The organism is Achromobacter spanius (assembly GCF_003994415.1).
GTDB classification, from domain to species: Bacteria; Pseudomonadota; Gammaproteobacteria; order Burkholderiales; family Burkholderiaceae_B; genus Achromobacter; species Achromobacter spanius_C.
Window position 1 is genome coordinate 1,162,597 of the sequence record NZ_CP034689.1, and the last position, 22,980, is coordinate 1,185,576.

Consider the following 22,980-nt stretch of genomic DNA (forward strand, 5'->3'; position numbering starts at 1 on the left):
CGTTTTATTCCAGCGCAGACGGGTCGATTTCCATGCGTGCTTCCTTGCGACGCGCCAGATAGGTCACGCCCCACATCACCACCCCAAGCAGCAACAGCCAACCCGCCACCTGATACTGGATCACGTCGCGCCCGGTCAGCGGCGTGACCAGGAACAGGCATGCCGCCGCGCCCAGCCACGGAATGATGCGGCTGATGCGGAAATGTTCGTGCTTGACCTCGTCGCGACGCAGGACCAGCACCGCGACGTTGACGAAGGCGAACACGCCAAGCAGCAGCAGCGCCGTGGTGCCGCCCAGCGCGCGGATGGCTTCCGAATCAGCCAGGGCCACCAGGATGATCAGGCCAAACGCAAGCGCGGTGGTGAACAGGATGGCCGTCCAGGGCGTCTGGTTCTTGCGATGCACATGCGCCAGGAACGACGGCAACACGCCTTGGCGCGACATGCCGTAAAGCAGGCGGCTGGCCATCATCATGTTGATCAGCGCGGAGTTGGCCACGGCAAACATCGAGATCACGGGCATGATGTATTCCACCGGCAAGTCCGGGGCGGCGCGCTTGACCACCAGCACCAGCGGTGTCGAGCTTTTAGCCAATTCGCCCACCGGCACCAGCGCCACCGCGCAGATCGACACCAGCACGTAGATCACGGCGGTGATGCCCAAGCCGGTCAGCATGACCTTGGGAAAGATGCGGCTGGGCTCGTGCGTTTCTTCGGCCATGTTGACCGAATCCTCAAAGCCCACCATGGCGAAGAACGCCAGCGCGGTGGCTGAGGTGACCGCCAGGAAGACGCTCTTGTCTTCGGGTGTGTCGAAGGCGATCACGCGCGAGAAATCCGCCTGCCCACCCGCCATGGCGTAGAAACCCAGCAGGATCACCATCAACAGGCCCGATAGTTCGATCAGTGTCAGCACGACGTTTGCCTTGACGCTTTCGGCCGCGCCGCGCAGGTTCACCAACATGACCAGCAACATGAAGCCGAGTGCGCCGAAGGTGATCCAGGTTTTTTCTGCTTTGATGCCAAAGGCAGCGAACATGTTGGCGGCAAAGGCCTGCGAAGCCGTGGCGGCTGATGTCAGCCCCGAGCTCATGACGGTGAAGCAAACGATAAAGGTCAGGAAGTGCACGCCGAAGGCTTTGTGCACATAGAGCGCCGCGCCGGCGGCACGAGGGTACTTGGTGACAAGCTCGAGGTAAGACAGCGCGGTCAGCAAGGCCACCGCGAAAGCCACCAGAAAGGGCAACCACGCCGCGCCACCGACTTCAGCCGCCACCTGGCCGGTCAATGCATACACGCCTGTACCAAGGATGTCGCCAACGATGAACAGCAACAATAGTTTGGCGCCCATCACGCGCTTGAGCGGCGCATTATCTGTGGACGCGGCGATCGTCTCGTTTGTGGCCATATTCTTTTCTCCTCTTTCTTGGACTTTGCGGGGGGAGGCGACCCGAAAAGTCTAAGGCGGGGAGGGTGTAGACAGTGCTACAACGGTGCAACGAAATGTCTTAGTTGTTGGGATTCGTAGGATGGGTGCAGCGCGAGATTCAGGGCAGAAGAACCCCAGTGCAATTCGCGCGAAACCCATCAAGCAGCGTCGGAGTCTGGGGAAATTTGGCCACACGGTTGTGTGGCTGGATTAGCGCTGGTTCCAGTGCTGCATGATGGGTTTCGCGCGAAAATTTTCGGGTTCCTTCTGCCCGTTTTCGCGCGCTGCACCCATCCTACGATTCATATCCGGTTGGGGTTCGTAGGATGGGTGCAGCGCGAGATTCAGGCCAGAAAGACTCAAGTGCAATTCGCGCGAAACCCATCGATTCACGCCTTCAATTCTGGTGGCAGTTTCCGCAGGCTAGCCGGTGTGCGCGATAGCTTGATCGGCGAGCCTACGCCTTTGTATTCGCCTTGCTCCAGCACCATGCCGCGATGCTTCGTGTGCGGATGCGCCAAGGCTTGGTCCACCGTTTGCACGGCGGCGGCGGGGACGCCTGCGCGAAGCAGGCGGTCGGCCAGCGCCGACGCATTCTGACTCGCCAGCAAACTCGACAATTCATCGCGCAAGGCTTGCCGGTTTTGCAGACGATCGGCATTTGTCGCATAGCGCGCATCCGCCGCCAGCCCCGGCGCTTCAAGCACCTGCGTCATCAACGCAAACTGCCGGTTGTTGCCTACGGCAAGAAAAATCGGTCCGCTGGCGGTGGGCAGGGTTTCGTAAGGCGCAATGTTCGGGTGCGCGTTGCCGCTGCGCTTGGGCACCTTGCCGCTGTAAAAAAAGTTGGCGGCGTGCGGATGCAACAGCGACAGCGCGCAGTCGTACAGCGTGATGTCCAGGAATTGGCCCAGGCCGCTGCGATGGCGTTCGTTCAGCGCCAGCAACACGGCGACCGCGGCGTTCAGTCCGGTCACCATGTCCACCACCGGCAGACCCACGCGCGTGGCCTCGCCGTCGGCTTCGCCATTCACGCTCATCAAGCCGCACATGGCTTGCGCGCAGGCGTCGTAGCCGGGCAGCCCGCCCAAGGGGCCATCCGCGCCAAAGCCGCTGACGCGGCAATGCACCAGCTTGGGAAAGGCCTGGCTCAGGCTGTCATAACCCAGGCCCCACTTTTCCAACGTGCCGGGCTTGAAGTTTTCAACCAGCACGTCGGCGTCGGCCAGCAGATGGCGCAGCAGTTCCTGGCCCGCCGGTTGCGACAAGTCCAGCGTCATGCCTTCCTTGTTGCGGTTCACGCCGATGAAGTACGACGCCGTGTCGCCCAGGAAGGGCGGCCCCCAGCCTCGGGTTTCGTCGCCGCCCGGGGGCTCGATCTTCAGCACGTCGGCGCCGTGGTCGGCCAGTATCTGCGTGCAGTACGGGCCGCCCAGCACGCGCGACAGGTCGATCACTTTGCAGCCGGCCAGCGCGCCGGCGTTCGGAAGAGTAGGGGCCATGGAATCTCTGCTTCAGTCGATGGAAACGTTGGCGCTCTTGATGAGTTCGCGCCACTTGGGGACTTCGGCCTTGATGAAGTCGGCCAGCCCTTGCGGCGTCTGGTCCTTGGCCGCCACGATGCCTTGCGAACGCAGCGCCTGCTCGACGGTGGGGTCCGACAACGCGGTCTTGAACGCCTGGTTCAACGTGTCCACCACATCGGCCGGCGTGCCCTTGGGCGCGACGATGCCGAAGAAGACGCTGACGTCATAGCCCTTGAGGCCTTGCTCGGACAAGGTGGGCAAATCCGGCAGCGCGTCCGATCGTTGCGCGCTGGCCAGGCCGATGGCGCGCAGCTTGCCGGCCTTGACGTGGGGCAAGGCCGTGAGGATGTCGGTGAACGACATGGACACCTGTCCGCCCAGCAGGTCATTCAGCGCGGGCCCCGTGCCCTTGTAGGGGATGTGCATGATGTCGGTGCCGGCCATCTTGTTGAACAGGATGCCTGCCAGGTGCGACGATGCGCCGTTGCCCGACGACGCGTAGCTGAGCTTGGTGGGATTCTTCTTGGCGTAGGCGATCAGCTCTTGCACATTGTTGACCGGCACCGACGGGTTCACCACCAGGATGTTGGGCAGATGGCCCAGGCGGATGATGGGTGCGAAGCTGGTTTCAGGGTTGTAGCCCTGGTTCTTGTACAGGCTGACGTTGATGGCCAGCGGGCCGGACGTACCGAACAGCAGCGTATAGCCGTCGGGCTTGGCCCCCGCCACGTATTCCGATCCGATGTTGCCGCCCGCGCCGCTGCGGTTTTCAACAATGACGTTCTGCTTGAGCGGCTCGCGCAGTTTCTCGGCCAGGCGGCGCGCCATGGCGTCGGTCGGCCCGCCGGGCGGGAACGGCACGACCAGCGTGATGGGGCGGGCGCTGGGAAAGGCGTCGGCGGCCAGCGCGGACGTGGCCGGCATGACGGCGGTAGCCGCGGCCATAAGCAAGGGGGCAATAAAGCGTTTCATGGTGGTGTCTCCTGTGGGGAAGGCGCGCCGGCTGTGCCGCCGGCGTCGGATTACAGCGCGTACTGCAAGATGGCCTGGCAGGCCGCGCTTTCGTTGGGGGGAATGGCATAGGGGTCGCGCGGCGCCAGGCGGTGCAGCAGCACCTGGTCGGCCAGTTGCGCACGGCTTTCCAGCCCGGCGCCCGTGGCTTCCCAGCGCAGCGCGGCCATGGACACGGCGTGGTACAGCAACGATGCGGCCTGGCGGGCCAGTTCATCATGGTCGCCCGCCGCCGCGTGTTCGGCCAACGCAAAGCTCTTGGCCAGCGCCTCTGCTTGCAGTTCGGCCAGATCGGTCGGGCAGGGCACGCCCGCCGCCAGCAACTGGTCGATGTGCGCACGCAGGGAGGGCAGCGAATTTTCTTTCTTGATGGCGCGCAGCACGTCCAGCGCTACGATGTTGCTGGTGCCTTCCCAGATGGATCCCAGATGTGCGTCGCGCACCAGGCGCGGCTCGGTCCATTCCTCGATATAGCCGCAGCCGCCGCGCACTTCCATCGCGTCGCCCGTTACCTTGCGGGCATCGCGGCAGGCGCGGAACTTGATCAGCGGTGTCAGGATGCGGGCAAGCGCCGGGTCGGCCGTGCCCTGGTCGGCGTCCGCCAGCGCGCGCGCTGTCTGGAACATGACGCTGCGCGCCTGTTCGGCCCATACCGTCATCTTGACCAGCTGGCGCTGCATCAGCGGCATGTCGATCAGTCGCTTGCCGAAGGCGCGGCGGTGCTGCGACACGTAGATGGCTTCGGTCACCGCGCGGCGCATCAGCCCGGTCGCGCGCATGCCGTTGGACAGGCGCGAATTGTTGATCATGTCGGCCATCTGCTTGAAGCCGCGACCACGTTCGCCCACCAGCCAGGCTACGGCCCCTTCCAGGCGAATCTCGCCGCTGGCCATCGAGCGCGTTCCCAGCTTGTCCTTTAAGCGCAGGATGCGGTAGTGGTTGTGGCTGCCATCGTCCAGGTCGCGCGGCAGCAAGAAGAGCGACACGCCCTTCAGGCCCGGCTGCGGCTCGCTGCGCGCCAACACCATGGCGAAGCCCGCGTCGGGGTTCGAGCAGAACCACTTGTCGCCATGGATGCGCCAGGTGCCGTCGGCCTGCGCTTCCGCGGTCACTTCCGTGGCGCTCACGTCCGAGCCCGCGCCCTGTTCCGTCATGAACATGGCGCCTTGGCGCAGCGCGTCGAAATCCTGGGTGGTGACTTGCGGCAGCACGCGCTCGACCAGCGCGGGGTCGCCGAACTTGCGCAGCGTGCGCGCCAGCGAATCGGTCATGCTGACCGGGCAGCACAGGCCAAATTCGGCCTGCACGAAAAGGTGGCTAAGCGCGTACTTGGCGCTGGCCGGCATGGGTTCGGGCCAGCCCAGCACGCCGCCGCGATGCGACAGCGCGGCCAAGCCGAATTCGCTGTAGGCCAGCCGTTCAAGCTCGACATAGGCGGGATGTTTGTCGACGCGCGATTCGTCCGCGCCCGCGCGGCTGCGCACGGACAGGGTGGGCGGATGCTTGTCCGCCGTGGCGGCCAGTTCGTCCATCACACCGCCAGCCAAACCGCCCAGGCGTTCCAGGTGCGGCAGCAGATGCGTGTGCAGCGCGGCGGGCAGGTAACGCTGGCTTAGCGCGGCGGCATAAGGGTCCGCGCTGAATAGATTCAGGCCGCGTGAATCCGGAACGGGCGTGGCGGCGGGGGCAACGGGGCGGGCGGGGGCGTCCATGGCGGCATCCTGCGGAAAACGGGGAAGATGGCCGATGTTGCGCGGGTAGATTAATCTATGCAAATACCGATTTTGTGTAGAACAATCCATAAAAAATATAGATAGGGGGAGACCATGGATCTGGACCCGCGCCTTTTGCGCTACTTCATCGCGGTGGCCGAAGAGCGCCACTTCAGTCGCGCCGCCACGCGGCTGCATATTTCCCAGCCCCCGTTGAGCTACGCCATCCGCCAATTGGAAGACAACGTTGGCGCTCGCTTACTAGCGCGTACCAGCCGGCATGTGGAACTGACCGACGCGGGCCACGTGCTGTATCGCGAGGCCCTGACGTTGCTGAGGCAGGCGGAAGAGGTACGCACGCTGGTGCAAAGGGTGGACGCGGGCTTGCGGGGCCGGCTGCGCATCGGCTTCGTGGGGTCGATGCTGTATCGCGGTCTGCCGACGCTGTTGAATGCCATGCGGGCGGAGTTGCCCGACGTTGAGCATGTGCTGACTGAACTGAATTCCCACGAGCAGATTGAAGCGGTGCGGCGTGGTGAGCAGGACCTGGGCTTTATCCACGCCAACCCGGTGCCCGACGAGGTGCTGGCGCGCGACCTGATCGCGGAACCCTTCGTAGTATGCCTGCCGGACTCGCATCCACTGGCGGGCCGCCAGTCGCTACGTCTTGCCGAACTGGCCAGCGATGACTTCGTCTTCTTCGCCCGGGCGGCATCCCCCAGCTATTACGAAACCGTGCTGTCCATGTGTGTGGCGGCGGGGTTCATGCCGGTGATCCGGCACGAAGTGCGCCACTGGCTGAGCGTGGCGTCGCTGGTGTCGCAGGGTTTGGGCGTGTCGATCGTGCCGGCCTGCCTGTCGCGCAGCGGCCTGGCCGGCACGCGCTTCATCGCCTTCGCGCATGACGCGCGCTCGGTCAGCCAGGTGATCTGGCACGCCGGTGCGCGCACGCCCTTGCAGCAAAGGGCGATGGCGCTGGTAGAGCGCCAGTTTCCATCGGCCGCGACCCAGGCCGCGGCCGACTGAAGACCCGCGCAATACAGATCAGATCAGCGGAACACCACGGTCTTGTTGCGGTTCAGCAGGATGCGGTGTTCCACATGGCTGCGCACCGCGCGCGACAGCACCAGCGATTCAATGTCGCTGCCCACCTGGGTCAGGTCGGCCGCCGTCATGGTGTGGTCGACCCGTTCGATGTCCTGGTCGATGATCGGGCCTTCGTCCAGGTCCGACGTCACGTAGTGGGCGGTGGCGCCAATGATCTTCACGCCGCGCGCATGCGCCTGGTGGTATGGGCGCGCGCCCTTGAAACTGGGCAAAAAGCTGTGGTGGATGTTGATGGCGCGGCCATTCAGCGCGCGGCACATGTCCGCCGACAAGATCTGCATGTAGCGGGCCAGCACCACCAGGTCGGTGTTGGACTGGTCGGCAATTTGCAGCACCTGCTTTTCCTGTTCCGCCTTGGTGTCCGGCGTTACGGGCAGGTAGTGGAACGGGATGCCGTAGGACGCGGCCAGGCTGGCGTAGTCGTTGTGGTTCGACACAATCGCAGCCACTTCCGCGTGCAAATGCCCGCTATGCACCCGGAACAGCAGGTCGTTCAGGCAGTGGCCTTGCTTGCTGACCATGATCAGCAGACGCTGCTTGCGGCGCGCGTCGTGTAGCTTCAGGTCCATGCCGTAATCCACCGACAGCGTATCCAGCCGGGCGCGCAGGTCGTCGGGGTTCACGGCCACGGGCAGGTCGAAGTGCACGCGCAGGAAGAACTGGCCGGTTTCCTCGTCGCCGAACTGCTGCGAATCCAGGATGTTGCAACCCAATTCGAACAACAGGCCGCTGACGCGGTAGACGATGCCGGTGCGGTCGGGGCAGGACAGGGTCAGGATGTAGTCGTTGTGCTGCATGGTGCGGGAATAGGCCAGGGTAAGGATAAGAGGGGATGGGTGGAATCAGGCTCAGGCGCTCAGGCGCGCCAGGGTTTCTTCCGCCAGGGCCAGGCTTGAGGTCAGCCCGGGAGATTCAATGCCGAACAGGTTTACCAGGCCCGGCACGCCATGCACGGCGGGGCCGGCAATGACGAAGTCGGCGGCGGGCTCGTGCGGGCCGGAGATCTTGGGCCGGATGCCGGTGTAGCCGGGCGCCAGCGCGTTGTCGGGCAGGGCCGGCCAGTAGCTGCGCACGGCTTCATAGAACACGTCGGCGCGGGCCGGGTCCAGCGTGTAGTCCTCGGTGCCGATCCATTCGGTGTCGGGGCCGAACTTTGCCTGCCCGCCCAGGTCCAGCGTCAGGTGCACGCCCAGGCCGGCGTGTTGCGGCACGGGGTAGATCAGGCGCGAGAACGGGGCGCGGCCGGACAAGGTGAAGTAGCTGCCCTTGCACAGGTAGTCGGTGGGAATGCTGGCGGGCGGTACGCCGTCGATGCCGCGGGCCAGCGCGGGCGCTTGCAGCCCGGCTGAATTGATCAGCACGTTGCAGGTCAAGGTCATGGCTTCGTCGCCGCCGAATTGCAGCTCGAAGCCGCCTTCGGGGCGCACGCGGCCAGATACCAGCGGCGTGTGGAAGACGCATTGGCCGCCGGCGTTTTCGGCGTCGCCCTGGAACGACAGCATCAGGGCATGGCTGTCCACGATGCCTGTGGACGGCGACACCAGCGCGGCGGTGCATTGCAGCGCGGGTTCCAGGCGCATGGCTTCTTCGCCCGAGATGAATTGCAGGTCGTCCACGCCATTGGCGCGGGCGCGCTGCGCAATGCCTTCCAACTGGGCCGCCTGGTCACGGTCGGTGGCGACGATGAGCTTGCCCAGGCGCTTGTGCGGCACGCCGCGTTCGGCGCAATAGGCGTACAGCAGATGCTTGCCGCGCACGCACAGGCGCGCCTTCAGGCTGCCTGCGGGGTAGTAGATGCCGGCATGGATGACTTCGGAATTGCGCGAGCTGGTGCCCGTGCCGATGGCCTCGGTGGCTTCGGCCACCAGCACTTCGCGGCCGGCCTGCGCCAGCGCGCGCGCGATGGCCAGGCCGACCACGCCCGCGCCGATAACGATGCAATCCACATCCGCGCTCATGGTGCTTTCCTTTCAGAGCGGGTACCGGCCGGCGTCAGGTCGAAGCCGCCCGCGTGAAATACCAGCGGCGGCTCGTGGCTGTGGCCGCAGCGTTCTACTTCGCCCACCATGATGATGTGGTCGCCTTCTTCGTAGCGGCTGCGGTTGCGGCATTCGAACCAGGCGGCGCAATGGCCGTCCAGCATCGGCGTGCCGCCCGGCGCGTAGTGCACCGTCAGGCCGGCATAGCGGTCGGGCGTCTTGCCGGTGGCAAAGCGCCGCGCCAGCGCGATCTGCTCGGCGCTCAGCACGTTGACCACGTACCGTTCGCACTGCTCGAAGATTGCCAGCGACGACGACGCGCGCGACAGGCTCCAGAGGATCAGCGGCGGGTTCAGCGATACCGAGTTGAACGAGCTGACCGTCAGGCCGATGGGGGCGCCATCAAGCCCGGCGGCCGTCACGACCGTTACGCCGGTGGCGTAGCGACCCAGCGCGGTGCGGAAAAAAGCGGCGTCAAAATCAGGGGAGGAGGCGGGCATGCAATCGGTAATTGGGCGGGCGCGGCAAGGCGCCCGGCATCAGGGCGACAGGCGTTCGATCTTCCAGGCCGAGCCGTCGGCTACATAGCGCAGACGGTCGTGCAGGCGCGAGGGCCTGCCTTGCCAGAATTCAATGGCGGTGGGCTTCAGGCGGTAACCGCCCCAGTGCGGCGGACGCGGCGGCTGTTCGCCAAAGCGTTCGCGGAATTCCTTTTCACGGGCTTCCAGCGCTTCGCGGGTAATGGGCTGGCTCTGGGGCGAGGCCCAGGCGCCGATGCGCGAACCGGCGGGGCGGCTGTGATAGTAGGCATCCGATTCTTCGGGGGCCACTTTTTCCACCACGCCTTCGATGCGGACCTGGCGTTCCAGCGGCTGCCAGAAAAACAGCAGGCTGGCGCGCGGCTCGGCCAGCAGGTCTTGGCCCTTGCGGGATTCGTAGTTGGTGAAGAACGTGAAGCCGCGCTCGTCAAAGCCCTTGATGAGGACGATGCGGGCGCTGGGCTGGCCACTGGCGTCAACCGTGGCCAAGGTCATGGCGTTGGGTTCGGGCACCTTGGCGGCCAGGGCTTCGTCGAACCAGCGGGTGAATTGCTCGAACGGCGAGGCGGCGGCCTGGCTTTCCAACAGGACGTTCTTTTCGTAGCTTTGACGCAGATCGGAGACGGACATGGAGGCGTGGGATTCAGCGTGGATAACAGGGAGTTTATACCGCCCGGGTGGCCGTTCCCTTATTGACCCCGCGCAGCCTCGGGCATGTTTTCCGCTTGGGGGCGGCCAGTGACGCGCTCAGGCGCCTTCTGGCAGGGTGTGTCCGTCTTCTTCCAGCAGCCGCGCGATGGCGTCCAGCCGGGCGTCGTGGATGCCGGCGGCGCGCAGCGCCTGGGCCGTTTGCACCACGTAATCGGTGCAGGGGCCATAGCGGCCAGCCGCGCGGCGCACAATGGCCAGCAGTTCGGCGTCGGGCAGCGCGCGGATGTAGGCGGGGTTGTCGCGGTTCATGATGAAGACCAGGGCGCGGACGGTGCCGGCGTCGGTCGTGCAATTGATCCAGCGGGGCAGGTAGGCGCCGGTGGACATTTCGCGTTCCCACAGCGCCGGGAAGTAAGCGGGTACCTGGCTGCCGGCCAGGCGGTAGACCACGCCCCGGCACGAGCCGCCACGGTCCAGGCCGAACACCAGGCCGGGGCATTCCGGCGTGCCCCGGTTCACGCGCGACCACAGGCACAGCGCCCGGTGATGACCGCGCAGGGTGGCCAGCCGGCGTTCCATGAAATCAAAATCAGGGCGCCAGATCAGTGATCCGTACCCATATACCCAGACGTCTTCCCCGGCTTGCCAATGGCGCAGCGCGTCATCCAGCGATGCCTGCCTTTCCTCGGGCGTCCAAAGACGGAAGGGCAAGCTGGCGCCGGCAATGCCGGAGGCGGGGGAAGAAGACTGCATGGTCAAAGCTCTACGGTTTTCGTTCAGAGTCGAGCGGGGGATTGCGATTGGCCCAACCGCCCGCCATCAAGGCCAGCGAATAGGCCCAGAACAACGGGGCGACGCCAATTACCGCACCCAGCGCGCCGAAGGTCAACGGCAGGGATACCTGCGAGCCGTTGATCAGCGCCATGCGCAAGCCCACGGCTTCGGCCGCGCGCCCGGGCGGGCTGTGCTGGTGCAAGAGGGAAAGCATACTCGGTTGGCAGCACCCCAAGGCAAGCCCCAGGATGAACGACAGCACGATCAGGACGCTAACGTCGGTGAAAAGCGGGTAAAGCAGGAAGTCGATGGCGGCCGTGGCCATCGCCACCCGCACCAGCGTCCACGAGCGCACCCGGCGCATGATCAGCGGCAATACCAGGCGGATAACGAAAGTTGCCGCCGCGAAGGACGCCAGAATGACGCCGATGGTGGTGGCGGACAGCCCGATCGCCACGCCAAAGATCGGCACCACGAACAAATGCGTGTCCCACGCGCCGGACAATATGGTGTTGACCATCAGGATGCGGCGCAGGGCGGGCACCGCCAGCAGTTCGGTCACGCGGCGGCGCTGCGCTTCCTTGGCGCCCGACAGTTGCGAATCCACCGCCTTCAATTGGTGACGCAAGGCGTACAACCCGATGCCGGACAGGATGGGCCCCAACGCCAGCAAGCCGAACGCGGTACGCGTGCCCAGGTTGTCGATGGCCAGTCCGGCGATCAGCGGCCCCGAAAATCCGGACGCGGCCAGCGCCAAGGACAGGAAGGAAAAGTTGCGCATCCGTTGCGCGGGTTCAGCATGGCCCAGCAGGTCTTGCGTGGCCACCTGATGCAGCATGAAACCGATGCCGATACAGCAGGACGCAATCAGCAAGGTCGTCTGAGTCTGCGAGATAAACGGCAAAGCGGTACCGATCGCCACCAATGACGTGCCAATGACGAGCGGGCGCACGATGCCCACCCGATCGACCCAGCGCCCCGCGCGCACCGAAAACAGCATGGGCAGCACCGCGAACACGGCAACCAGCATGCCTACCTTGAACGTGGACAACCCCATTTGCAGGGCCGTCAGGGATACGGTGATGCGTCCCCCTGTCAACGCCACATGATTCATCATCGCCAGCAGGCACAGCAGCACCGCCCCGGAAAATTCCGGGGAACCAGAGGGCGAGGAGGGGGATCTGTTGGAGGTAGACACGGCGTTAACTGCATTCATTCTGTTCGTATCGTCCCCCTATGTCGAGGCGCGCTTTTTTTGCAGCGCCGCATATTGTTCTTGAGCGTGTTAACAAGATAGGCGCCATCTAGCGGCCAAGTTGCGCGCTTACGGTGCAAGATCGCGGCAGGTTGTCGGCATGTTGACGGCGGGCGCCCGGGGCGGGTTTCACGCGCGGGTCGTTGGCGTTGTATCGTTCACGCAACGGAACAATCCAAAGCGCGTTGCGCCGCGCGGTGCAACGCTAGTGTTTTTTTCCCGTTTCAACCGACGACAGCCGGTTGATTGGCCATCCCGCCCGTTTAGGATGGCGTCCTGGTTCCGCAATACGGGCGGCGTGGCTCGCCCCTTATCCACTGGTGCAATGAAAAAGTCCCGCAGTAAGTTCAAACGCTACGCAATCATCGCCGTCGTGATCCTCTTGGGGGTGTGGGGCCTGCGAGCCGCGTTCTTCTCGGCGCCGCCGCCACCCACTTTCGCGGTGGCGGAAGTGACCCGGGCCAATCTGGAAGACAGCGTGCTGGCCAGCGGCACCATCGACGCCATCGAGCGGGTCAGCGTGGGTGCCCAGGCCACCGGCCAGTTGAAGTCCTTGAAAGTGGAACTGGGCGACCGCGTCAAGAAAGGCCAACTGGTTGCCGAGATTGACGACCTGACCCAGCAGAACGACTTGCGCAACGCCGAAGCCGCCTTGCAGACCCGGCGCGCCGAGCGGGCCGCCAAGGTCGCCATGCTGAAACAGGCCGAGCTGGCGTTCAAGCGCCAGCGCCAGATGCTGGCGGCCGACGCCAGTTCGCGCGAAGCCTATGAATCCGCCGAAGCCACGCTGGGCGTGACCCGTGCCGAGATCGCGTCGCTGGACGCCCAGATCGCGCAGGCTGAAATCCAGGTGGATACGGCCAAGGTCAACCTGGGGTACACACGCATTGTGTCGCCGATCGACGGCATGGTGGTGGCGGTGGTGACCAAGGAAGGCCAGACCGTCAACTCGATCCAGAGCGCGCCCACCATCATCAAGGTGGCCCAGGTGGACACCATGACGATCAAGGCGCAGATTTCGGAAGCCGACGTCACCCGGGTCAAGCCGGGGCTGCCCGTGTACTTCACCATTCTGGGCGAGCCCGACCAGCGCTATCACGCCACCCTGCGCGCCGTGGAACCCGCGCCGGACTCCGTCCAGAAAGACGACGCCACCACGTCGATGACCTCGTCCAGCAGCAGCTCCACCACCGCCGCCGTGTACTACAACGGCCTGTTCGATGTGCCCAACCCCGACGAAAAGCTGCGCATCTCGATGACCGCGCAGGTGTTCATCGTGCTGGGCGAAGCCAAGGACGCCGTGGTGGTGCCCGCCTCGGCGCTGGGCAAGCGCGGTGACGATGGCCGTTATGCCGTGCGCGTGGTCCTGGAAGACAACAAGACCGAGGTGCGCCAGGTCAAGATCGGCATGAACAACAACGTCCAGGCGCAGGTGCTGGAAGGGCTGGAGGTGGGCGACCGGGTCGTGTCGGCGGATTCCGCCCCAGCCGTTGGCGCAGCGCCGGGGGCCTGACATGAGCGGTCCGTTGATCGCGCTGTCCGGGGTGCGCCGCGAGTTTCCCGCGGGCGACCAGACCATTGCCGTCCTGAAAGACGTCAACCTGACCATCGAGGCCGGCGAAATGGTCGCCATCGTGGGCGCGTCCGGTTCGGGCAAGTCCACGCTGATGAACATCCTGGGCTGCCTGGACCGCCCGACCCGGGGCGACTACCGCGTCGACGGCCGCAGCACGGGCGAGCTGGACCCGGACGAACTGGCCGAACTGCGCCGCGAACATTTCGGCTTTATCTTCCAGCGCTATCACCTGCTGTCCGACCTGAGCGCGCAGGGCAACGTCGAAATGCCCGCCGTCTACGCCGGCAAGCGCCGCGAGGCGCGCATCGACCGCGCCGACCAACTGCTGGAACGGCTGGGCCTGGGCGACCGCTCGGAACACCGCCCCGGCCAGTTGTCCGGCGGCCAGCAGCAGCGCGTGAGCATCGCGCGCGCGCTGATGAACGGCGGCGACATCATCCTGGCCGATGAACCCACCGGCGCGCTGGACACGCACACCGGCCAGGAAGTGCTGCGCATTCTGGAAGAGCTGAACGCCGCCGGGCACACCATCATCATCGTCACGCACGACATGAACGTGGCGCGCCACGCGCAACGCATCATCGAGATCAGCGACGGCGAGATCGTGGCGGACAAGCGCAACCCCGACGCCCCACACCGGGACGCCGCGCGCGACGCACCGCCCGAATTGCCCAGGCGGCCCGCCTGGCAGTCGTACCTGGACCGCTGCGGCGAAGCCTTGCGCATGGCGCTGCTGTCCATGAACGCGCACCGGCTGCGCACGTCGCTGACCATGCTGGGCATCATCATCGGCATTGCCGCCGTGGTGTCGGTGGTGGCGCTGGGCGAGGGCTCGCGGCGCAAGATCCTGGAAGACATCAGCGCCATCGGCACCAATACGGTGGAGGTCTTTCCCGGCAAGGATTTCGGCGACGAAAAGGCCGTGAATATCCGCACGCTGGTCGCGGCCGACGCCGACGCCTTGGCGCGCGAACCCTATGTGGACAGCGTCACGCCGGAAGTGGCCACCAGCAACACGCTGCGCTATCGCAACGTGTCGGTCAACGGATCCATACAGGGCGTGGGCGAACAGTACTTTCGCGTGCGCGCCATCAAGCTGGCGCAGGGCAAGTTCTTCGACGAAACCAGCGTCGTGCGCCGGGCGCAAGAGGTGGTGATCGACGACGGCACGCAGCGGGCGCTGTTCGGCTCGCACACGGAGCCCATCGGGCAGGTCATCTTCCTGGGCTCCATGCCGGCGCGCGTGATCGGGGTGACCGCCAAGAAGGACTCGGTGTTCGGCAACAACGAGTCCCTGAACGTCTGGATTCCCTACACCACGGCCTTGTCGCGCGTGCTGGGCCAGCAGCACCTGAAGAGCATCACGGTGCGTGTCAGCGACGCCACGCCGCCCGTCGCCGCCGAAAAGGCCATCGAGCGCGTGTTGATGCGCCGCCACGTGGTGAAGGATTTCTTCGTGTTCAACACGGACGCCATCCGCAAGACCATCGAACGCACCACCGCCACCATGACGCTGCTGGTGTCGCTGATTGCCTTGATCTCGCTGATGGTGGGCGGCATCGGCGTCATGAACATCATGCTGGTGTCGGTCACCGAGCGCACCCGGGAAATCGGCGTGCGGATGGCGGTGGGCGCGCGGCGCAGCGACATCATGCAGCAGTTTCTGATTGAAGCCGTGCTGGTCTGCCTGATCGGCGGGGCGCTGGGCATCATTCTGTCGCTGGCCCTGGGCGTGCTGGTGTCCAAGGCCACGGGCGGCTCGTTCCAGATGATTTATTCCACGGCATCGATGGTGGCGGCATTTACGTGCTCGACGCTGATCGGTGTGCTTTTTGGCTATTTGCCGGCGCGCAACGCAGCGCGCCTGGATCCCGTCGAGGCGCTGGCCCGGGAATGAGGACGATGAAAGCGGTTTCCCTGAAATGCAAACCTGTCGTGCGGACGTTGGCGCTGGCTCTGCCTTTGGTGCTGGCCGGCTGCGGCAGCTTGCTGCGCACCGACTATGAACCGCCGCTGACCCAGACGCCCGCCGCCTGGACCTACGGTGGAGCGGCAGACGGACAAGCCGGTGCCCAAGTCCCCCTGGCTGACGGCGGTGCGTGGTGGCGCAATTTCAACGACCCGGTGTTGAACGGCCTGGTCGATGCCGTCCTGGCGCGCAATAACGATCTGGCCGCAGCCGCCATCCGCGTGCGCCGCGCGCAATACCAGGCGGGCCTGACCGAAGACAAGCTGATCCCGCAGTTGGGCGGCGACGCCAACGTGACGCGCAACCGCAACCTGTATGGCGACCGGGCCATCACGCGCGCCAACCAGGCGCAACTGACCGTCAGCTACGAAGTGGACCTGTGGGGCAAGCTGTCGCGCCAGCGCGATGCGGCGCAATGGGAAGCGCTGGCCACCGAGCAAGACCGCCAGTCCGCCGCCTTGTCGCTGGTGGCCACCACCGCCACGCTGTATTGGCAGACGGCCTTCATCAACCAGCGCATTGCCAGCAGCGAGGAAAGCATCGCCTACGCGCGCCGCACGCAAGACCTGGTGCGCGCGCAATACGCGGCGGGCGGCGCGTCGGCGCTGGAACTGGCCGAAGCCGAGCAGACCGTGGCCAGCCAGCAGGCAGCGCACACCCTGCTGGTGCAGCAGCGCGTGGAATACACCAATGCGTTGACGATTCTGTTCGACGGCCCGCCCGACCGCAGCATGGCCAACCCGCCCAGCTTGCCGCAGTATCCGCTGCCCGAGGCGCGCGCGGGCGTGCCCGCGGACCTGCTGAGCCGTCGCCCCGACCTGCGCGCCACCGAGCTGCGCCTGCGCGAGGCGCTGGCTACCGTGGATGCCACCCGCGCCAGCTTCTACCCGCCGGTGACGCTGACGGGTGCGGTGGGCAGCGCCAGCCCCACGCTGTCGAACATGCTGCAAAACCCCATCGCCACGCTGGGCGTAGGTCTGACGCTGCCGTTCCTGCAATGGAACCAGATGCAGTTGAACATCAAGATCTCGAAGGCGGATTACGAAGAGCGTGTGGTCAATTTCCGGCAGGCGCTGTATCAGGCCATGGCCGATGTGGAAAATGCGCTGTCGAATCGAACCCAGCTGGCCTTGCAGGCCGAGCAGCTTGCGCGGTCGCTGCGCGCGGCGCGCGAGGCCGAGCGCCTGTACGAGGTTCGGTATCGGGCGGGGGCGGTGTCGTTGAAAGACTGGCTGGACGCGCAGGAAAAACGGCGCACGGCCGAGATTGCCCGCGATGAGAACGGCCTGAACCGCCTGGTGAACCAGGTGACGGTGTACCAGGCGTTGGGCGGGGACGATGCGGTCTGAGGCTGGAGTTGAAGTTACAAGCTTGATGCCTGCCCTAAAATAGCCGCCATGAACTCGCCCGACCACCCAGCCCCCTCCGCCGATCTGGACCGCCGTTTCGGCGGTCTGTCCCGTTTATATGGCCCCCAGGCGCCCGCCCGCCTGCAAAGCGCGCACGTTGCCGTGGTGGGCCTGGGCGGCGTGGGGTCCTGGACGGTCGAAGCCCTGGTGCGATGCGGCGTGGGCGCGTTGACGCTGATCGACCTGGACCACATTGCCGAATCCAACGTCAACCGTCAGATCCATGCACTGACGTCCACGCTGGGGCAGTCCAAGGTTGATGCCATGGCCGAGCGGGTGTTGGAGATCAACCCCGAATGCCGCCTGACGCGCATTGACGACTTTGTGTCGCCCGAGAACGTGGCCGAGGTCTTGCCGGGGCCGTACACCGTCATCATCGATTGCACCGACCAGGCCTCGGCCAAGATCGCCATGATTCTGCATGCGCGCGCGCTGGGCGTACCCATGCTGCTGTGCGGCGGCGCGGGCGGCAAGACCGACCCGCTGGCCTTGCGGGCGGGCGACCTGTCGGCCGCGGTGAACGACGCCTTGCTGGCCAAGCTGCGCAACAAGCTGCGCCGCGAGCACGGCTTTCCCCGCGCGTCCGACCAGAACGGCAAGGCGCTCAAGCGCGTGCCGAAGATGGGCGTGCATGCGCTGTGGTTCGACCAGCCGGCCATTCTGCCGGACGCCTGGACCCGCCCCACCGAGGGCGAAGACGATATGGGCGCGGCGGCGCAGAGCCCCGCGCCGCAGGGTTTGTCTTGCGCGGGTTACGGGTCGGTGGTGACGGTGACCGCGGCCATGGGCATGGCGGCGGCCAACGAAGCGTTGCGGATGGCGATCTGAACGCGGGGCGCCCGGGTTGCTATCGCGGTGGCCACGTGGACTGCGGCGTCGGTAGTCGCAGCGGCCGCTACATTCCCACGAACACCATCCCGTCTTCGATCCTGACCGGGTAGGTCGCCACGTTCTCGCGCAAGGGCGAACATAGCGCTCGCCCGTCGCGCACGTCAAAGCGCCCCTGATGCAGCGGGCATTCGATTTCATGGCCGGTCAAGAAGCCATCGCATAAGCGCGCGTTGCCGTGCGTACAGAGGTTGTCGGTGGCGTAGACCTGGCCGTCCACGCCATACAGCGCGATTTCGCGGTCGCCTGCCTGCACGGCGATCACGTCGTCTTCCGGCACATCGGCATGGGCGATGGCCTTGATCCATTGGGTAGTCATAGTCATGGCGGTGATCCTGGCTAGGCTAGATGGGGTAGATAAGCGAATTGGGCACCAGCTCGCTGTCGAAGATGCACAGCCGCGATTCAAACTTCAGCCCGTCCGGCGTGCTGCGCACCACGTCCAGGTAGCGGCCCACGTTGAACACCGTGGTGAACTGGTTGGGCTTGGTGCGAAAGACGGCGTAGTTGGCTTCGGATTCGATGCGGTCACCTTGCACCGACAACACGCGCGGCGCTCCCATCACATGGCGCTGGTAGTAGGGGTCGTGGAAGATCGTTTCGGTGGCGCCGTAGATACGGTCTTTCAACATGGCGCGGCTTTCGAACGACATGGTGGCCAAGGGGTAGCCGCGTTCGTGGTTCTCGCGGGGCAGCACCTTGTAGGTGCAGTCTTCCAGAAAGAAGTCCGGCCACTTCTCCCATTGCTCGGCGTCCAGCGCGGCGGCGTAGTCGGTGTACAGGCAGGTCAGGCGGTAGTAGAGCGGAAAGTCCAGCATCGTCATGCCTCCATTACGCGGCGCCAATACGCGTACATGCCGCGTATCAGCGTTTCGGTCACCATGTGGTCGGTGTTCTCGGCGGTCTTGCCGCCCAGTTCCGCCACGCTGCGGTGCCACGGTTTCTGTTCAAAGCCTGATTGCGAAAATTCAATCACTTCGCCGTCGTCCGCCGATACGAAGCCGGCCGGGCCGAACAGGTTGGCCTGGCGCAGCCGCCGTCTCGTCATCTCGGGGGTGTCGTCGGCAAAGCCGAAATGCGTCCAGACGAAGTCAAACGCGTCATGGCCCACGGGCTGGATGTGGCGGGTGGACAGCGAATTGACCTGCTGCTGGATGATGACGCTGGGAAACAGCGTCATCAGCACGGCAGTGGGGCCGTTCCACCACGGCTCCGGCACGATGTCCAGGAAGCGGTCATCGTTCAGCGACATCTGTTCCTTGAAGCTGGACACGCCGCTGGTCACGCTGCCCTTGCCGCCCTGGCCGCGCGTGGAAATCATGGCGGCGTGGCGGAAATGGCGGTCCATCTTCAGTTCCGACCGGTTGTCCGCGCGCCACAGGCCGAAGGTGACGAACCAGGTGTGCAGCAGGCCGGGGTGATAGGGGTCCTTGATGTTCTCCTGCATCAGCTTCCAGTTGCCCGGGATGCGCTGGCGGCTGTAGCCATGGATGACCAGTTCACGGCCATCGAAGACACGGTCGAAATAGTGCAGGATGTCTGGCCCCAGATAGTCTTCCAGCGGTTCGGCGTCGTGGTCGAACGAGGCGAACACCACGCCGTTTCGACAGGCCACCGCCAGCTTGGTCAGACCGTGGTCTTCGGTCTTGAAATCGGGCGGCATGCCGCCGTTGACCTTGCCGTCTTGTTTGACGCCGCGCCGGAAGGGTACGCCGATAAGGTTGCCTTCCAGGTCGTAATTCCATTGGTGATAGGGGCAGACGAATTCGCTGCGGTTGCCGGCGCGTTCACGGCAGAACTGCACGCCGCGATGAGCGCACACGTTTTCCACCACGCGCACCTGGCCGCTCTGGCCGCGCAGCAGAATCACTGATCGTTCGCCGACAGCGGTGCGCTTGAAGTCGCCCGGGTTGGGAATTTCAGCTTCCAGGCCGACGTAGCACCAGTGCGCCCGGTAGAAGAAGCGTTCCAGCTCGCGCTGGTGCAAGGCGGCGTCGGTGTAGACGCCAAAGGGAATACGGTGGGAACCGTCGCCCTGCCAGGGCGGGTCGATGTGCATGGCTTGTCTCCTATTTTTATTGCTTCATCATCGGGCAGGCGATGAAATAAATAAATAGAATCTGATCAATAGAAAACATCACCAAAATCAATATTGGTGGAGACAAACGCATGAACCTGAAAGACGTGGACCTGAACCTGCTGGTCGTCTTCAACGAACTGCACAAGCACGGCCGGGTGTCGGCCGCCGCGCAGAGCCTTGGTATCTCGCAACCTGGGGTCAGCAACGCGCTGAGCCGCTTGCGCAAGCTGCTGGGCGATGAATTGTTCCTGCGCACCTCGCGCGGGATGGTGCCCACGCCCTATGCCGAAGCGCTGGCGCAACCCATTGCGGATGCCTTGGGCGCGCTGCATGGCACGCTGAACGCACGCGCCGTGTTCGACCCGGCGCGCAGCGAACGGGCGTTTGTGATTGGTGTGAACGACGTGGGCGAAACCTATTTCCTGCCGCGCTTGATGCGGGCGCTGGACTCCGCCGCACCGGGCGTCACGATACGCACGGTGCGGACCACGTCGATCGATGTGCGCGATGAGATGGAACGCGGCCGTATCGACCTGGCCATGGGCTTTCTACCCAGTCTGCAAAGCGGTTTCTTTCAACGCAAGCTGTTCAGCCAGCCCTATGTGTGCATCTTCCGGCGCGACCATCCGCTGGCGCGCTCGGGGGTGACGGCCAAGCAGTTTCGGGCGGCCGAGCATGTGGCGATCGTGTCCGAGGGCACGGGGCATGGCGTGGTGGACGAGGTGATTGCCCGCGCGGGCATCCGCCGCCGCTTGCGGCTGACGGTGCCGCACTTCATGGCGGTGGGGCCGGTGCTGCAAGCCACCGACATGATCGCGGTGGTGCCGCGACGCTTTGCCGATTGCGCCTGTACGCCCTTCGGGCTGGCCACGGCGCCTTGTCCGGTGAAGATTCCGGAGTCGGTTATCAATGTGTTCTGGCACGCCCGCAACCACCGCGAGCCGGCCAATCAATGGCTGCGCCAGGTGGTGGTGGACCAGTTCGCGGATCAGGACGGAGGGGTCAGGCTTCCCGCAGCGTGACGGTGAACCAGCCGCGCAGCGCGTTGGACAGGCGGATTTCCTTGGCCTCGTGCAGGTCGTCCAGCGTCAGCACGCGTTCGCGGGCGTTGGCGGTGTCCAGTAATTCACCACGTTGCACGCCAGGCAAACAGCCGCTGGACACGGGCGGCGTGCACCAGCGGCCGTCCAGCAGCAGGTAGACGTTGCTGCGGCTGCCTTCGCAGAGCTCGCCGCGTTCGTTCAGGTAGAGCAGGTCAAAGATGTTGGGATGCGCGGGCAACCATTCGATGGTCTTGGTGTACCAGGGCCGGTGCGTGGTCTTGTAGCGCAGCAGCGGTTCGGACGACCGCAGCGTTTCAGGCGCCAGCATCACTTCCTGCACGGCGGGCAGCGGGGGCAGCGGGGCGGTCTGGATATGGCGGCTGCCGTCGCGGGCCACCAGCAGGCGCAGCCGGTGCGGGCCCGGCGTGACCAGGCCCATGGCCGCGATCATGATGTCGCCTTCAATGGCGCGCCCAGCCCATGCGTAACCCAGATCCTTGCAGGCGGCTTCCAAGCGCTTCAGATGGCGCGCCAGCAAGGGCACGCGCTGTTCGGCATCGACCAGGATGGTCTCGATCAGTTCGGGTTGCATGGGACGCTCCTGGAAAATCGCGGTTGTGGACCGCGCTCTATGCTACTACCGAGTGGTGGGTCGCGGGGGCGTGGGCGTGGCGGGTCGCGGGACATGGTCGTAGGATGGGTGAAGCGCGGCAGGGCCGCCCCAAGAACACCTTCGTCAATCGCGCGTAACCCATCAATCGGCGCCGGATATATCACCAACGCTGCATGATGGGTTACGCGCGGCAGATGTTCGCGTTCTTGCGCACACCATCGCGCGCTTCACCCATCCTACGATTGCGGGTTGCGGATTGCCGACATGCGTCGCGCCAGCCATCACCCCCGCAATATCCGCGCTTTCCAATGGCATTCCTGCCATTCCTCCGCGGGGTCGGAATCGTGCACTATCCCGCCGCCTACGCTATACACGCCGTGGCCGTGGTCATCCAGCACCAGCGTGCGGATCGCGACGTTCAGTGAAAAATCGCCATTTGGCGCCAGCCAGCCTACGCTGCCGCAATACAGACCGCGCGGGGCGGTTTCCATTTGGCGGATCCGGCGCATCGCGGCTACCTTCGGGGCGCCGGTAATCGACCCGCAAGGAAACAGCGCATGCAACACCTCTTGCAGCCCGGCCCCCGGCGCCTCGGCGGATACCGTTGACGTCATGGTCCAAACCGTGGGGTAGCGTTCCAACGAAAACAGCGCATCCACCTTGACCGAACCCGGCTGCGCCAGGCGGCCCAGGTCGTTGCGCAGCAGGTCCACGATCATCAGGTTTTCGGCGCGGTTCTTCTCGCTGGCCAGCAAGGCCTGGCCCAGGCGCGCGTCTTCGATCGGGTCGGGATGGCGCGGCGCGGTGCCTTTCATGGGGCGGGTCGTCAGCCGCGATCCCTCACGCCGCACAAACAATTCAGGCGAAAACGACAGCACCGTGCGCTCGCCATCCTGAATGAAGGCGCCATGCGCCACCGGGTTGCGCGCGGCAATGCGCCGGTACAAGGTGGCCGGGTCGCCCTGGTATTGCAGGTCCAGCGGCTGGGTGTAATTGACTTGATACAGCTCGCCGTCTTCGATCAGTCCGCGTATGGCGTCAATCTGGCGCACGTAGTCGGCCTCGGTCATGCGCGGCGCGGGCAGGCTGATGGCGGCGGGGGCACTGGCGGCGTCCGGCGCGTCCCAGGGGGTGTCGTCCCCCTTACGTTCGAAGACCAGCGCCGTCAGCCGGGGCCGGCCGTCGTCTTGCGGAGGCGTCCAGGGGCCGGCCGGCGCGGCCAGGGTGGCTTCGGGCAGCAGCCATTCGCCCAGTTCATAGTCCAGCAACAGGGCCACCCAACGCCCCTGTTGCCGCGCGGCCTCGATGGCCGCCAGCGCGGGCGCGACGTCGGCGGCGGTGCGCGCTTCGATCCGGGAACAAAAGCCCTCGAACCGAAACGCGCGACCGGCCAGCCGGTCTTCAAAACGACAATCCATG

21 protein-coding genes are annotated in these 22,980 nt (G+C 65.2%); 6 read left to right on the top strand and 15 right to left on the bottom strand.

All coding sequences use genetic code 11. The annotated features are described in order from the left end of the window. Nucleotides 1-4: 4 nt before the first annotated feature. The 4 genes from ELS24_RS05235 to ELS24_RS05250 form a co-directional block, all read right to left on the bottom strand. Nucleotides 5-1,408, bottom strand: coding sequence for an APC family permease (locus ELS24_RS05235; protein ID WP_127183590.1), 1,404 nt, complete (start codon nt 1,406-1,408; stop codon nt 5-7). A 410-nt stretch (nt 1,409-1,818) separates the two neighbouring features. Beyond that, on the bottom strand, nt 1,819-2,931 hold the full coding sequence (locus tag ELS24_RS05240; protein WP_127183591.1) for a CaiB/BaiF CoA transferase family protein: 1,113 nt from the start codon (nt 2,929-2,931) through the stop codon (nt 1,819-1,821). A gap of 12 nt (nt 2,932-2,943) precedes the next feature. Continuing rightward, the gene (locus tag ELS24_RS05245) at nt 2,944-3,927 is read right to left on the bottom strand and encodes a Bug family tripartite tricarboxylate transporter substrate binding protein (protein WP_127183592.1); all 984 of its coding nucleotides are present in this window, start codon (nt 3,925-3,927) and stop codon (nt 2,944-2,946) included. A 50-nt stretch (nt 3,928-3,977) separates the two neighbouring features. After that, nucleotides 3,978-5,678, bottom strand: coding sequence for an acyl-CoA dehydrogenase family protein (locus ELS24_RS05250; RefSeq protein WP_127183593.1), 1,701 nt, complete (start codon nt 5,676-5,678; stop codon nt 3,978-3,980). Between the two features lie 114 nt (nt 5,679-5,792). Between ELS24_RS05250 and ELS24_RS05255 the strand changes: the two genes are divergently transcribed. Beyond that, on the top strand, nt 5,793-6,704 hold the full coding sequence (locus ELS24_RS05255; RefSeq protein WP_050448960.1) for a LysR family transcriptional regulator: 912 nt from the start codon (nt 5,793-5,795) through the stop codon (nt 6,702-6,704). A gap of 23 nt (nt 6,705-6,727) precedes the next feature. On the opposite strand, the gene purU is transcribed toward ELS24_RS05255, so the two are convergent. The 6 genes from purU to ELS24_RS05285 form a co-directional block, all read right to left on the bottom strand. After that, on the bottom strand, nt 6,728-7,582 hold the full coding sequence (purU, locus tag ELS24_RS05260; protein ID WP_050448959.1) for a formyltetrahydrofolate deformylase: 855 nt from the start codon (nt 7,580-7,582) through the stop codon (nt 6,728-6,730). Nucleotides 7,583-7,633: 51 nt separating this feature from the next. Continuing rightward, nucleotides 7,634-8,743: an NAD(P)/FAD-dependent oxidoreductase gene (locus tag ELS24_RS05265; RefSeq protein ID WP_127183594.1), complete on the bottom strand. Its 1,110-nt coding sequence runs from the start codon at nt 8,741-8,743 to the stop codon at nt 7,634-7,636. Then, nucleotides 8,740-9,264 carry a flavin reductase family protein gene (locus ELS24_RS05270; RefSeq protein WP_050448957.1) on the bottom strand — a complete coding sequence of 175 codons (525 nt, stop codon included), beginning with the start codon at nt 9,262-9,264 and terminating at the stop codon, nt 8,740-8,742. Before ELS24_RS05270 ends, ELS24_RS05265 begins: the two co-directional genes overlap by 4 nt. A 39-nt stretch (nt 9,265-9,303) precedes the next feature. Beyond that, nucleotides 9,304-9,933: a pyridoxamine 5'-phosphate oxidase gene (gene pdxH, locus ELS24_RS05275; RefSeq protein ID WP_050448956.1), complete on the bottom strand. Its 630-nt coding sequence runs from the start codon at nt 9,931-9,933 to the stop codon at nt 9,304-9,306. 117 nt (nt 9,934-10,050) lie between these two features. Further along, nucleotides 10,051-10,707 (bottom strand): gamma-glutamylcyclotransferase, encoded by a 657-nt coding sequence (locus ELS24_RS05280; protein ID WP_127183595.1) that lies wholly within the window; start codon nt 10,705-10,707, stop codon nt 10,051-10,053. Between the two features lie 10 nt (nt 10,708-10,717). Next, on the bottom strand, nt 10,718-11,926 hold the full coding sequence (locus ELS24_RS05285) for an MFS transporter (RefSeq protein ID WP_127183596.1): 1,209 nt from the start codon (nt 11,924-11,926) through the stop codon (nt 10,718-10,720). 382 nt (nt 11,927-12,308) lie between these two features. On the opposite strand from ELS24_RS05285, the gene ELS24_RS05290 reads away from it, so the two are divergent. Genes ELS24_RS05290 through ELS24_RS05305 form a run of 4 tightly spaced genes read left to right on the top strand, consistent with a single transcriptional unit; the run spans nt 12,309 to nt 17,765 of the window. After that, nucleotides 12,309-13,496, top strand: coding sequence for an efflux RND transporter periplasmic adaptor subunit (locus tag ELS24_RS05290; RefSeq protein ID WP_050448955.1), 1,188 nt, complete (start codon nt 12,309-12,311; stop codon nt 13,494-13,496). Nucleotide 13,497: 1 nt separating this feature from the next. Continuing rightward, complete coding sequence (locus tag ELS24_RS05295) at nt 13,498-15,456, top strand: MacB family efflux pump subunit (RefSeq protein WP_127183597.1); 1,959 nt, start codon at nt 13,498-13,500, stop codon at nt 15,454-15,456. Nucleotides 15,457-15,461: 5 nt separating this feature from the next. Then, the gene (locus ELS24_RS05300) at nt 15,462-16,877 is read left to right on the top strand and encodes an efflux transporter outer membrane subunit (protein ID WP_127183598.1); all 1,416 of its coding nucleotides are present in this window, start codon (nt 15,462-15,464) and stop codon (nt 16,875-16,877) included. A 48-nt stretch (nt 16,878-16,925) separates the two neighbouring features. Beyond that, nucleotides 16,926-17,765 carry a tRNA threonylcarbamoyladenosine dehydratase gene (locus tag ELS24_RS05305; protein WP_127183599.1) on the top strand — a complete coding sequence of 280 codons (840 nt, stop codon included), beginning with the start codon at nt 16,926-16,928 and terminating at the stop codon, nt 17,763-17,765. 67 nt (nt 17,766-17,832) lie between these two features. Here the strand turns inward: ELS24_RS05305 and ELS24_RS05310 are convergent, their stop codons facing one another. The 3 genes from ELS24_RS05310 to ELS24_RS05320 are packed head-to-tail and all read right to left on the bottom strand — an operon-like array spanning nt 17,833 to nt 19,884. Continuing rightward, entirely contained in the window at nt 17,833-18,144 is a 312-nt protein-coding gene (locus ELS24_RS05310; protein WP_127186252.1) for a non-heme iron oxygenase ferredoxin subunit, read from the bottom strand. A gap of 25 nt (nt 18,145-18,169) precedes the next feature. Further along, nucleotides 18,170-18,643, bottom strand: coding sequence for an aromatic-ring-hydroxylating dioxygenase subunit beta (locus ELS24_RS05315; protein ID WP_127186253.1), 474 nt, complete (start codon nt 18,641-18,643; stop codon nt 18,170-18,172). Nucleotides 18,644-18,645: 2 nt separating this feature from the next. Further along, nucleotides 18,646-19,884, bottom strand: a complete 1,239-nt coding sequence (locus tag ELS24_RS05320) for an aromatic ring-hydroxylating dioxygenase subunit alpha (protein ID WP_127183600.1) — start codon at nt 19,882-19,884, stop codon at nt 18,646-18,648. Between the two features lie 110 nt (nt 19,885-19,994). Between ELS24_RS05320 and ELS24_RS05325 the strand changes: the two genes are divergently transcribed. Further along, nucleotides 19,995-20,927 (top strand): LysR family transcriptional regulator, encoded by a 933-nt coding sequence (locus tag ELS24_RS05325; RefSeq protein ID WP_050448949.1) that lies wholly within the window; start codon nt 19,995-19,997, stop codon nt 20,925-20,927. Here ELS24_RS05325 and ELS24_RS05330 read toward each other — a convergent pair. After that, nucleotides 20,908-21,540 (bottom strand): aminotransferase class IV family protein, encoded by a 633-nt coding sequence (locus tag ELS24_RS05330; protein ID WP_050448948.1) that lies wholly within the window; start codon nt 21,538-21,540, stop codon nt 20,908-20,910. The genes ELS24_RS05325 and ELS24_RS05330 overlap by 20 nt on opposite strands. 302 nt (nt 21,541-21,842) lie before the next feature. Continuing rightward, on the bottom strand, nt 21,843-22,979 hold the full coding sequence (locus ELS24_RS05335; RefSeq protein WP_127183601.1) for an aminodeoxychorismate synthase component I: 1,137 nt from the start codon (nt 22,977-22,979) through the stop codon (nt 21,843-21,845). Nucleotide 22,980: the final 1 nt, after the last annotated feature.